The sequence below is a fragment of the Amycolatopsis sp. NPDC051903 genome (genome assembly GCF_044452505.1).
Taxonomy (GTDB): Bacteria; Actinomycetota; Actinomycetes; order Mycobacteriales; family Pseudonocardiaceae; genus Amycolatopsis.
Genome location: NZ_JBITBT010000076.1, coordinates 1 through 11,233 on the forward strand (window position 1 = coordinate 1; position 11,233 = coordinate 11,233).

The window sequence follows — 11,233 nt, forward strand, 5'->3', positions numbered from 1 at the left end:
GGTCCAGCCTTCGCCGGACACCGCCGCGTGACGAGGGCCGGACCGCCTCCATCGGCACGGCAAAAGGCCGCTCCGGAACGCCGGCCGGACGGTGCAGGGCTGCGTGGGGCGCCATAGGTTTCCGGCCATCTCGATGTACACCGGACGATGCTGGCGTCATGACCGAGACTCGAAGCTGTGAAGACACCCCGTCGTCGAAGTCCGGGTCTACCAGCACGGCCTGGTCATTGAACGAGAATTGTGCGAGTCCGAAGAGGACGCGGCGGACGCCGTGGCTCGGTGGTGCCAGCTGCCCGGAGTGGCTTGCGTGGTCGGCGACTTGGCCGGGCGGCGCCACCAGGGAGCTGAGCTGGAGCCTGAGCGGGTCGATGACGAAGACTCGGGACCACTGATGTCGCGCCGATGGCCCCACGCGCACTGCGACGGTGAAGGAGCACAGCCTGACCAACGGTTTGTCCGCCGTCTTCACCGATGTACCCCGCTGAGGAAGTCTGCGGCTGAGTCGAGGGTGGCCAGGCGGTCGTAGTCGCTCTCCTCGATGCGGCGTCCGCGCCGCTCCGACAGCCGTTCCACAAAGGTCAGGAAGTCCATCGAATCGAGTTCGAGAGTCTCACGAAGGTTTTCCGTCGGTGACAGTCGCTCGAGTTCGGCTTCGCCGGCGAAGCCGGCCAGTGCGGCGCGGATCGCGTTTCTCGCTTCGGCGCGGGTGAGTGGCGTGGTCATAGCTCCTCCGGGTGTTGCAGCAGGGCGGCGATGCGGCTGAGGAAGCGCGCACCGGTCGCGCCGTCGCTGGCGCGGTGGTCGGCTGACAGCGTCGCGGTGACAAGGGGGCGGACGCCGAGCAGGCCGCCGACCGCCCACGGGCGCGCGGTGATCGCGCCGAACCCCACGATGGCGACCTGCGGCGGGTAGATGACGCCGTGCACCGACTCGACGCCGTTGTCGCCGAGATTGGTCACGGTGAGGGTGCCTGCCGTGAGGTCCGTGGAGCGCAGTGCCCCGGTTCTCGCCCGGGTCACCGCGGCGCGCAGCTCGACCATCAACTCGGGAACGGACCGGCTCGCCGCGTCGAGAATCACCGGTGTGATGAGACCGCCTCCGCGCAGGGCGACGGCCACCCCGAGGTGCACCGAGCCGGCCGGGCGGAAGCTGTCGTCGACCCAGTGGCCGTTGAGCTGCGGCACGTGGCGGGCGGCCAGCGCGGCGGCCTTGAGCAGGAGTGCCGCCGGCAGGATCCGCTCGGGCACGGGGACGTGCAGGTTGTGTTCGCGCAGCCACTCCGTCGCGGTGTGCAGGTCGATCGTGGTGGACAGGTAGTAGTGCGGGATCTCGCGCTTGGCCCGCGCCATCAGGGTTCCGATCGCCTTGCGCATGGCTTCCGCGTTCTGGCCGCGGCGCGACAGCATCGGTTCCGCCGGGCGCTGGGCCGCCGCTTGCACGTCGCGTGCCTGAATCGCCCGGCCGGGTTGTGCGGGAACGAGTGAGGACACCGCCACACCCAGTTCGGCCGCCAGCTTCCTGGCGTAGGGCGAAATGTGGATGCGGCCTGCCGGCAGCGGGGTCCGCGCGGCGATGACCCGCGCGACGTCAGCGTGAGTCACCCGTCCGTCGCGGCCCGAGCCGTGCACGGTCGTGAGGTCGACTCCGGATTGCGCGGCGAACTTGCGGGTCGGCGGTGTCGCGAGCGCCACTTCGGAGGGGAGGGCGGGCAGTGCGTGCGGAACCGCCTCCGGAACAGACCCGCGCTGGTCCTGCGTCGTCGGCCCGGTTTGCTCCGCTTCGGGGCCCGTGGCGAGGATCGCCAGTGGTGTGCCCACCGGAACGCGTGTGCCCACCGGCACGAGGACTTCGCTCACCGTCCCGCTGGTGAAGCACTCGGCCTCGATCGCGGCTTTGTCGGTGTCCACGACGGCGACGATGTCCCCTTTGCGCACGGTGTCACCAGGTTTCACCAGCCATTCGACGACAGTGCCCTCAGTCATGTCCGCGCCGAGGGTGGGCATCAGGAATTCACTCACCTCAGCCCACCGTCCGCAGTGCTGCCGCCACGACGTCCGCCGGCTGCGGCAGGGCGGCGCGCTCGAGTTGCTGCGCGTACGGAATCGGCACCTCGGCGGTGCACACGCGTTCGATCGGGGCGTCGAGGTCGTACAGGGCCTTCTCCGCGACCCGTGCTGCGATCTCGGCGGACAGGCTGCCGCTGCGCCAGCCTTCGTCGACGACGACGAGCCGGTGTGTGCGGGCGACCGAGTCGAGGATCGCGGGTTCGTCCAGAGGCCGAAGTGTGCGCAGGTCGAGGACTTCCGCGTCGATGCCCGAATCGGCGAGTTCGGTGGCGGCGTCGAGCGCGGTGCGCAGTGTGCCGCCGTAGGCGGTCAGGGTTATGTCCGTGCCGGAACGCCGCACCACCGCGTGGTCGATGTCAACTGCGCCCGCGTCCGGCGCCAGCTCGCCGGACACGTTGTACAGCGTGCCGTGTTCGAAAATCAGCACTGGGTCCGGATCCTCCAGCGCGGTCCACAGCATTCCGCGCGCGTCCTCCAGCGTCGCGGGGGCGACGATGCGGAGGCCGGGGATGTGCGCGTACCAGCCCTCGAGGCTGTGGGAGTGCTGTGCGGCGAGTTGCCGGCCGGCCCCGGTGGTCATCCGGATCACCAAGGGCACGTTGAGCTGACCGCCGGACATGTGCAGGATCGTCGCCGCGTTGTTGAGGATCTGGTCCAGCGCCAGCAGGCTGAAGTTGACCGTCATGATCTCGACGATCGGCCGCATCCCGCCGAGCGCGGCGCCGATCCCCGCGCCGACGAACGCGGACTCCGACAGCGGGGTGTCCCGAACCCGCCCCGGCCCGAACTCTTCCAGCAGGCCGAGGCTGACGGCGAAGCACCCGCCGTAGCGGCCGACGTCCTCGCCCATGAGGAACGTGCGTTCGTCGCGGTCGAGGGCGTCGCGCAGGCCGGCCCGCAAAGCTTCCCGGTAGGTGGTCATGGCCGCTCCGAGTAGACGAACCGGGTGAGGTCCTCGACCGGTTCGAGCGGACCGGCCTCGGCCGCCTCGATCGCGGCGGCGATCTCCCGGTCCACTTCGGTCTCGATCGACCTCGCCCGTCGGCCCGTCAGTTCACCGTCTTCCGTCATCCGGCGCGTGAGGCGGGGGATCGGGTCGGCTTCCCTCCAGCGCTCGATCTCCGATTTGTCGCGGTAGCGGTCCGGGTCGTACATCGAATGGGCGCGGAAACGGTACGTGCGCAGTTCGAGGAACCGCGGGCCGGGTTCGGTCCGGATCGCCTCGACGGCCTGGTCGCCGGCTTCGGCGACGGCCAGTACGTCCATGCCGTCGACAGCGCAGGCCGGCATGCCGTAGGAAGCGGCGCGGGCAGCGAGATCGGTTTCGGCCTGGGCCCGGTCCAGTCGCGTGCCCATTGCATACAGGTTGTTCTCACAACAGAAGAGCACCGGCAACCGCCACAGCGCGGCCAGGTTGAGGCATTCGTGGAACTCGCCTTCGGCCACGGCGCCGTCGCCGAACAGGCAGACGGTGACCTGCGGCCGGCCACGCATCGCGTCGGCGAGCGCCAGGCCCACGGCGACCGGCAGGCCGCCGCCGACGATCGCGTTGCCGCCGTAGAACCGCCGGGACGCGTCGAACAGGTGCATCGAGCCACCTCGGCCCCGGCTGCACCCGGTGGTGCGCCCGTACATCTCGGCCAGCACCGCGTCCATGGGCAGTCCCCGCGCGAGCGCGTGCCCGTGTTCGCGGTAGGTGGACACCACGGCGTCGTCGGGACCGACGGCCTGCAGCACTCCGGCCGCCACCGCTTCCTCGCCGATGTAGAGGTGCATGAAACCGCGGATCCGCGCCGCGCTGTAGAGCTCGACGCACCGTTCTTCGAACCGCCGGATCCGGATCATCTGCCGCAGCAATTCCGTGCGGTGCTTCGCGCGAGCGCTCTGTGCGGACTGTCGCCTGCTCATCCCCGGACCTCCAACGTGGACACATCACCCTCGGGGAGTCCCAGCTCCCTGGCTTTGAGCAGGCGGCGCATCACTTTGCCACTGCGGGTGTGCGGTAACCACTGGTCGAACACGAGCTCCTTGGGCGCGACCGCGCCGAGTGCGTGCCGCCCGAAAGCCAGCAGCTCCCATCGGAGGGTTTCGCTGGGTTCGTAACCGGGGTGCAGCGTCACGAACGCTTTGACGAGTTCGCCGGCGACCGGGTCCGGTTTGCCGATCACCCCCGCTTCGGCGACGGCGGGGTGTGCCAGCAGAGCGTTCTCGACTTCGAACGGGCCGACGAGGTGACCGGCGGATTCGATGACGTCGTCCGCGCGGCCGACGAACCAGAAGTAGCCGTCTTCGTCCCGCCGGGCGACGTCCCCGGTGAGGTACCAGCCGCCGGCGAACGCGCGCGCGTAGCGCTCGGAGTCGTGCCAGTAGGCCCGGAACATCGACGGCCAGCCGGGTCGCAGGGCGAGCTCACCCTCCACGCCCGGCGTGGTGATCTCCCGGACCCGGCCGCCGGTGACGAGAGCACGTCCGTCCGGTCCTCGTTCCACGATCCCGGCCGTGATGCCGGGGAGGGGCCGCCCCATGGAGCCCGGCCGGATCTCCTCCGCAGGGAGATTGGCGATCATGATCGCGCCCGTCTCGGTCTGCCACCAGTTGTCGTGCACCGGCAGGCCCAAAGCTTCCTGGCCCCACGCCACGACCTCCGGGTTCAACGGCTCGCCGACACTGGCCACGAAACGCAGGGCGGCCAGATCGGAACGTTCGGGTTTTCGCGCGTCGCGCATCAGCATCCGCAGTGCGGTCGGAGCGGTGTACCAGACGGTGACGCGCTGCGCCGCCAGGACCCGGTACCAGCGAAGAGCGTCGAATTCCCCTTCGTCGCTGATCAACGTGGCACCGTGGGTCAGCGGAGCGATGACACCGTAGGACATCCCCGTCACCCAGCCGGGGTCGGCGGTGCACCAGAACACGTCGTCCGGCCGGAGGTCGAGGGCGTAACGTGCGGTGACGTGGTGCGCGAGCACGGCTTCGTGAACGTGCAGCGCCCCTTTCGGTGTGCCGGTCGTACCGCTCGTGAAGTGCAGCAGCGCGGGGTCTTCCGGATTCGTGGGCACGGCGTCGAAGTCGGAATCCGCGGCGGCCAGGGCCGGGCCGAGCGCGGTCGTCCTGGGTTCGGCGTCCCCGCCGACGAGGAGCACGTGGCTGAGGGACGGTAAGGAGTCCCGGATTCCGCGTACCTTCCGGCGGTACAGAGCGGGCGCGGTGACCAGCACGGAACCTTCGCCGAGGCGCAGCCTCTCGCGGATCGGTTCGGGACCGAACGCGGAGAACAACGGCGACACCACACAGCCGGCCTTCAGCGTGCCCAGGACCGCTACGTACAGTTCGGGCACGCGACCAAGGAGGGTGAACACCCGGTCGCCGCGGCGCACCCCGAGTTCATGCAGCAGGTTCGCGAACCGGTTGGTCCGCTCGCGGAGCGCGCCGTAACTGAGATCGTGGGCGCGGTCGTGGCGGTCGACCCAGCGGATCGCCGTCCGCTCTCGCCGCGGTCCGGCCGCATGGCGGTCGACCGCTTCGCAGGCGATGTTGAGGCTGTTCCCATTCGGAAGACCGGACAGCTCCCGACGCGCCTCGTCCCATCGGAACTCGCGGCACGCCCGCGCGTAGTCGCGCAGGTTGGCCGCAGCCCGGACCTGATCCGGCTTACCGATGCGGGCCCAGGTCACGGCCGGCCTCGGTCACGTTGCGGCAGCGTCCCGGCCGTGCAGGCTGGTCTCGCGATGCTGCAGCACCCCATGAGTGCCTCCTCGTGTCCGGGAACTCAGGCTCCCTCCGCGCGTCCGGGCGCCGTGAGAGGCGTTGGTCCCCGCACCGGGGACTTTCGGACGCCGTGTGGCCGGCGCTGGAACGCCGCGGACATTTGTCCCTAGCAGGCCCGCCACGTGTCGCGCGAGCACGGACTTCTCAAGCTCGGGTGCGGCGGAACGGCGGGGACGTCGAGTCCACGCTTCCCCACCGAATTCGTGACTCAGGAAGGCGTTACGCGGACCGTGCCGCGGTCGGATGTCTTCTCGTCGCGCGGCTCCTGACCTATCGCGGCGATGACCTCGTCGTGTTGGGAGCACCGCGCGGCGGTGCCCCGGTGGCCTTGAAGTGGCACGTGCTCCGGACGCGCCGCCGGACCAAATCGTGGTCCGCAAACTCGGCGTGCCCGCCGCGCCTGAGGTCGCGTTCGGCGCGGACGGTGTGGCTGTCGTCGACGAACCGGTGCGGCGGTGGGCGCGAATCGACGACGCCGCGTTTCGCGAGGTCGTCCGCAGGGAGACGGCCGCGCCGCGTCGACCGGTACCGCGAAGGCTGGCCTCCCGTGACACTGGTAGACCGCACGGCCGTGGTGGTCGACGACGGTGCGGCCACCGGCGCCACGCCCGCGCCGCCCGTCGCGTCGCGCGGTCATCGTTGCTCCGCTTCGGTGCTCACGGCTCACTGCCGACGACCAGCACCGGGCAGAGGGCGTGGGGCAGCAATGCGTGGGTGGTCGAGCCGAGCACCATGCCGGTTGAACCCGCCCGGCCGCTGGATGCCAAGGACCACGGCCGATGTCGCCGCGCTGCATTCGATCAGCCGCTTGCGCTGCGTTCAAGCTGCCGCTCGCGCGGGCGGTCCGCCTCCATGACGGGTTCGAGGTCGACGTCCGGGTACCGTCGGAACCAGGCTGACAGCCGTCGCGCGAGGTTGTGCCGTTCCGCTTCCCCGACCGAGATCACCGGTGGTATCGAGTCCGCTTCACACGGCTGAGCGCCGTAGCTGTCGAACAACGCGAGCACGACACCCGTCGCGGCGGTGATGACCCCGATTCGTGGCGCTCGCGCGCGGAAGTTTCCGGGATCGCGCAGAGTCTCACACCCAGGCGATCAGCAGGGTGGCCGTGTCGGACCGAGGGGTGCACGCCCCGTGGTCGTGTCGAGGGTTCCGGGCCCGGAGCGACGATCCGTTGCGCAGCGGAGGTATGTCCACAGTGGAGCTACGGTCCGTGCCTCACCGGCCGGCGTTGCAGCACGAGCAGCCCGACCATCCGGCGACGCTGCCCAAGGTTTCCGCGCTTTCGTCCCGGAGGAAAGGGACTTCGGCCTCTCACCGGCCTGGCACTGCCGAGCGATTGTGGAGTCTGCCGCCGGCGACGGCGGTGCGAACGGAGGCAGGACGTGACGAGAACGGCAGCCCACGCCGCGGTGGTGGCGGGAGTCGACGAGTCGGAGGCGGCGCTGGCGGCCGTCCGGTGGGCGGCCGAGGAGGCCGCCAACCGGCGCTGCCGGTTGCTGCTGTTCCACGCCGGGATGTTCGACACCGCCGACCTCGGCCGGCACGAGCACACGAAGTACGCCCCGTTGCCGCTCGAAGGCGCGCACCGTTGGCTCAAGCGGGCGGCGTGGGTCGCCGAGGCGACGGCGCCCGGAGTGCCGGTCGAGTACCTGGTCCGCCTCGGCATCGCTGGCGAGCTGCTGGTCGAGCTGTCGGGGGAGGCGGAGCTGCTCGTGCTGGGGTCGCATAGCATCGGCGGCCTGCGCGGAGTCGCGATCGGTTCGATCGCGCTGCGTGTCGCCGCCAGCGCGCACTGCCCGGTCGTGGTCGTGCGGGGCCGCGTGAAGCCGGACGGCCCGGTCGTCGCCGGATTCGACGGTGACGATCGGGTGCTGGAGTTCGCCTTCGAAGCCGCGCAGAGCCGGCGCGTACCTGTGGTCGCCGTGCACGCGTGGCACGAAGGCCTGATGGCCGAGCCGGAAGTCGCCGAAGCCGCCGAACGTTCTGAGAGACAGGCGCTGCGCCATCGAGTCGAAACGCTCTCCGGCCGGTACCCCGAGGTGACTGCGCGAAGCCGCGCGGTGCGGGACCACTCGGCCGCGCAGGCCCTGATGAGCTTCGACGACGCACAGCTGGTCGTCATCGGCACCCGGGGCCGGGGGCCGGTCGCGGGCGGACTCTTCGGCTCTACCGGCAACCGGCTGCTCACGCAGTCGTCGTGTCCGGTCGCAGTGGTCCACTGACGTCGGAGGAGGAACCTGGTGCGCGCACGGGAAATCATGAGCCGACCGGTGGTGCGGGCAGCGCCTGACACTCCGGTGCGGGAAGCGATCGCGCTTCTGACGGGGCACGGTATCGCCGCACTCCCGGTGGTCGACGATGACAACCAGGTCGTCGGTCTTTTCACCGAGGCGGACGCCCTGAGCGGGGTGCTGACCGGCGCGCCGGTCGGGCCCGACCTCCGCGTGGACTCGGTGATGACCAAGCTGGTCGAGGTCGTGGGCCTCGACACCGACGTCAGTGACATCGCCGCCCGGATGCCCGTCGACCGGCTCCGCAGCGTTCCGGTCGTCGACGACGGCGACCTGGTGGGCATCGTGAGCCGACGCGACCTCCTGCGCCCGCTCGTGCGGCACGACGATGCCATCACGTCGCAGGTGCGCAGCCTGTTCAGCGACTACACGGGACACCGCGACCTGTGGTCGGTGTCCGTCGCGGGCGGTCTCGTGACCGTTTGCGGGAATTTCAGCGACGAAGACGAGCGGCGGCTCGTGACCGCGCTGGCGAAGACCGTCGAAGGTGTGACAGCGGTGGAACTGGTGAGGCCAGCGGCGGCCTTCGGCGTGGATCTCGAGGAGGAGTGATGCACGCACAGCCCGGTGACTGGCTCGTCGTGAAGGGAGTCCGGGTCGACCTGCCCGAGCAGCGCGGCCGGATCATCGCGGTCGGCGGATCCGGCGGCACGCCGCCGTTCACCGTCCGCTGGATTGCCGACGACCGCGTGTCGACGGTGTTCCCCGGTCCGGACGCGGTCGTGCTGACCGAAGCCGAGATCACCGCGCGCGACGAACAAGATCGAGCGAGGTTCGAGCGGCTGCGCGCCCTGCGACAAGCGGGGGGTGCGCGCAGTGCCCGGACGTGAGGAACGCGTGGTGCTGGCAGGGATCGACGGCTCGGCATCGGCCTTGCACGCCGCGGAGTACGCTGCGGCGGTGGCGGCGCGCCGGGGGGCTGTGCTGCGGCTGGTGCAGGCCTACCAGGTGCCTCCGCCGAAGCTGTCGGGAATGGCGGTCCGGGCAGTGCGGGCCGGATTCCGCTCTCGCGCGGAGTCCTGGCTCGCCGAGGCTGAGGGCGCGGTGCTCGCGCGCTGGCCCTCGCTGAGAATCAAGCGGGTCACCGTCGAGGGCAGTGCAGTGGGGATCTTGCTGCGTGAGTCGGTCGCCGCCGAGCTGGTCGCGCTGGGTTCGCGCGGACTCGGCGGTTTCACCGGGCTGCTGGTCGGCTCCACCGCCGTCGCGCTCGCCGCGCACGCCCCGTGCCCAGTCGTGGTGGTGCGCGGCGTGAAGCCGGACGATCCGCCGCCCGCGGCCGGACCCGTACTGGTTGGGCTCGACGGCTCGCCCGACAGCACCGACGCGCTCGGCTACGCCTGCGAAGAAGCCCTTGCCCGCGATACCACCCTCGTCGCGGTCCACACCTGGAACGAGATCACGCCGGACGGATCGCTTCGCACCCGGGACTTCGACCCGCACGAGGTAGCCGCGGCCGAATGTCGGCTGGTGGAGGAACAGCTCGCCCCATGGCGCGAGAAGTTTCCCTGCCTTCCGGTGGAACTTGCGGTCGTTCGAGGCCGGCCCGTACGGACGCTCCTGGAGCGCGGCGCGGACGCTCAGCTGATCGTCGTCGGCAGCCGCGGGCGGGGCGGGTTCACTGGGATGCTGCTCGGCTCGACGAGCCAGGCGCTGCTGGTCCACTCTGCGTGCCCGGTGGCGGTCGTCCGCCCGGGGATCCGGCAGTGATGAACCGGCGTGGCCAAGCGACGGCTTGCCGTACTGGCCCGGTGGGCGCAGCGGGCGGTGGTCAGGCGACTCGCGCCGCGCCGGTGGCCGAGCGCCCGCTCGCCCCCTGCGAACTCACCTACTACGACACGTTCGGTTTGCGGTTGCGGCGCCACGGCCTGATGCTCACGCGGCTCGGTGATCGCTGGCAGCTCGACCGGGGCGATGGCAGGGGGTGCCGGGTGGAGACACCCGGCGTGACCGACGTGCCCGACGAGCTGCGCCGGCTCGTTCGTGCGTACAGCCGGGACCTGGAGCTTGGACCGGTGCCAGGTCCGTCCGTGTCTACCGGGCACCGGCTCGGGGCAGGGCCGGATCCAACGGCTCGGGCGGTAGTGCTCGGCTATCTCGAGCCGCAGGTGGAGGCACTCGCCCGCGCCGATCTCGCCGTGCGGCTCGCCGAACCTGAGGGGGTGCACGACCTGCGCGTCGCGACGCGGCGGATCCGGGCGACGCTGCGGACGTTCGCGCCCGTGCTCGGCGGACGCAGACTCGTGCGGAATCTACGCGAATCGCTGCGCTGGCTCGGCGCGAGCGTCGGCCCGGCGCGGGACATGCAGGTGCAGTGCGACCGCCTTCACCGCAGGCTCGATGACCTGCCCTACGCCGCCCCAGGGAGGGCCGCGGCAGACCGGCACTTCCGAGCGCTCACGCAGGACGCCGTGGCTGAATGCGCCGAGGCGCTCGGCTCTCACCGCTACCTCCAGCTCCTCAACGCGCTCGAAGTCTTCGACGTCATACTTCGCGAGCAGCCGCGAGGTGACCAGCCAAAGGTGGCGCGGCAGCCGGCCGCGGCGGTCCTGCCGGATCTCGTGCGGGCGGTCGCGGCCGAAACCGCTGCGCGGGTCGAAGGCGTTTCCGGCGACGGCGGTCCGGAAGTCGTGCACGCGGTGCGCAAGAGCGCCAAGCGGCTGCGGTACGCGCTCGAAGCCGCCGAGGAGGCACTGCCCTTCACACTGAGCCGGGTCGTGGCGGACTGCCGGGCGCTGCAAGACCTGCTGGGAGAGCACCAGGACGCGGTCGTCGCCGGCGAATTGCTGCGTTCGCTGTCGGCGCACGCAGGCGAGCCGGTGCCGGGGTTCGAGGCGGTGCTGCGCATCGAGGCTGACGCGCAGCGCAAGTGCATCGCCGCTCTGCCGGCGGCGTGGGAGGTCGTGCTGCGAGGACTCGAGCCATTGCGCGCCCGGTGACCTTGGTCCTCCGCCGCAGTGACTCCGGACCGGAGAGTCAGGCGCTGCCGGTTTCGTATTTTCAGTGTGGAACAGGGAGGAGGGCCCGATGCGTGCACGAGACGTGATGTCCGCGCCGGTGGTGACGGTTCACCCGTGGGCTCCGGTCAAAGAGGCCGCCGAAGTGCTGTCC

12 protein-coding genes are annotated in these 11,233 nt (G+C 70.7%); 5 read left to right on the forward strand and 7 right to left on the reverse strand.

The features are described from left to right. Positions 1–465 precede the first annotated feature (465 nt). The 7 genes from ACIA77_RS51915 to ACIA77_RS51945 form a co-directional block, all read right to left on the reverse strand. Positions 466–723, reverse strand: a complete 258-nt coding sequence (locus ACIA77_RS51915; RefSeq protein ID WP_395893656.1) for an acyl carrier protein — start codon at positions 721–723, stop codon at positions 466–468. Beyond that, a complete protein-coding gene (locus ACIA77_RS51920; RefSeq protein ID WP_395893657.1) occupies positions 720–2,018 on the reverse strand; it encodes a dihydrolipoamide acetyltransferase family protein in 1,299 nt (432 codons plus the stop codon). The genes ACIA77_RS51915 and ACIA77_RS51920 overlap by 4 nt, the downstream gene beginning before the upstream one ends. A gap of 1 nt (position 2,019) precedes the next feature. Then, positions 2,020–2,988 (reverse strand): alpha-ketoacid dehydrogenase subunit beta, encoded by a 969-nt coding sequence (locus ACIA77_RS51925; RefSeq protein WP_395893658.1) that lies wholly within the window; start codon positions 2,986–2,988, stop codon positions 2,020–2,022. After that, positions 2,985–3,974 carry a pyruvate dehydrogenase (acetyl-transferring) E1 component subunit alpha gene (gene pdhA, locus ACIA77_RS51930; protein WP_395893659.1) on the reverse strand — a complete coding sequence of 330 codons (990 nt, stop codon included), beginning with the start codon at positions 3,972–3,974 and terminating at the stop codon, positions 2,985–2,987. Before pdhA ends, ACIA77_RS51925 begins: the two co-directional genes overlap by 4 nt. Next, positions 3,971–5,737, reverse strand: coding sequence for an acetate--CoA ligase (gene acsA, locus ACIA77_RS51935; RefSeq protein ID WP_395893660.1), 1,767 nt, complete (start codon positions 5,735–5,737; stop codon positions 3,971–3,973). The genes pdhA and acsA overlap by 4 nt, the downstream gene beginning before the upstream one ends. Before the next feature lie 750 nt (positions 5,738–6,487). After that, the gene (locus ACIA77_RS51940) at positions 6,488–6,598 is read right to left on the reverse strand and encodes a universal stress protein (RefSeq protein ID WP_395893661.1); all 111 of its coding nucleotides are present in this window, start codon (positions 6,596–6,598) and stop codon (positions 6,488–6,490) included. A 33-nt stretch (positions 6,599–6,631) separates the two neighbouring features. Further along, complete coding sequence (locus ACIA77_RS51945; protein WP_395893662.1) at positions 6,632–6,838, reverse strand: hypothetical protein; 207 nt, start codon at positions 6,836–6,838, stop codon at positions 6,632–6,634. 378 nt (positions 6,839–7,216) lie between these two features. Between ACIA77_RS51945 and ACIA77_RS51950 the strand changes: the two genes are divergently transcribed. The 5 genes from ACIA77_RS51950 to ACIA77_RS51970 are packed head-to-tail and all read left to right on the forward strand — an operon-like array spanning position 7,217 to position 11,061. After that, positions 7,217–8,056: a universal stress protein gene (locus tag ACIA77_RS51950; RefSeq protein ID WP_395893663.1), complete on the forward strand. Its 840-nt coding sequence runs from the start codon at positions 7,217–7,219 to the stop codon at positions 8,054–8,056. An 18-nt stretch (positions 8,057–8,074) separates the two neighbouring features. Further along, positions 8,075–8,677 (forward strand): HPP family protein, encoded by a 603-nt coding sequence (locus ACIA77_RS51955; RefSeq protein ID WP_395893664.1) that lies wholly within the window; start codon positions 8,075–8,077, stop codon positions 8,675–8,677. Then, positions 8,677–8,955, forward strand: coding sequence for a DUF1918 domain-containing protein (locus ACIA77_RS51960; RefSeq protein WP_395893665.1), 279 nt, complete (start codon positions 8,677–8,679; stop codon positions 8,953–8,955). Before ACIA77_RS51955 ends, ACIA77_RS51960 begins: the two co-directional genes overlap by 1 nt. Continuing rightward, the gene (locus ACIA77_RS51965; RefSeq protein ID WP_395893666.1) at positions 8,942–9,832 is read left to right on the forward strand and encodes a universal stress protein; all 891 of its coding nucleotides are present in this window, start codon (positions 8,942–8,944) and stop codon (positions 9,830–9,832) included. Before ACIA77_RS51960 ends, ACIA77_RS51965 begins: the two co-directional genes overlap by 14 nt. A gap of 41 nt (positions 9,833–9,873) precedes the next feature. Next, entirely contained in the window at positions 9,874–11,061 is a 1,188-nt protein-coding gene (locus tag ACIA77_RS51970; RefSeq protein WP_395893667.1) for a CHAD domain-containing protein, read from the forward strand. Positions 11,062–11,233: the final 172 nt, after the last annotated feature.

Bases quoted from the DNA above. Each gene is read 5' to 3' on its own strand.
- ACIA77_RS51915 (WP_395893656.1), bottom strand. From the start codon at position 723: ATGACCACGCCACTCACCCGCGCCGAAGCGAGAAACGCGATCCGCGCC.
- ACIA77_RS51925 (WP_395893658.1), bottom strand. From the start codon at position 2,988: ATGACCACCTACCGGGAAGCTTTGCGGGCCGGCCTGCGCGACGCCCTC.
- pdhA (WP_395893659.1), bottom strand. From the start codon at position 3,974: ATGAGCAGGCGACAGTCCGCACAGAGCGCTCGCGCGAAGCACCGCACG.
- ACIA77_RS51960 (WP_395893665.1), top strand. From the start codon at position 8,677: ATGCACGCACAGCCCGGTGACTGGCTCGTCGTGAAGGGAGTCCGGGTC.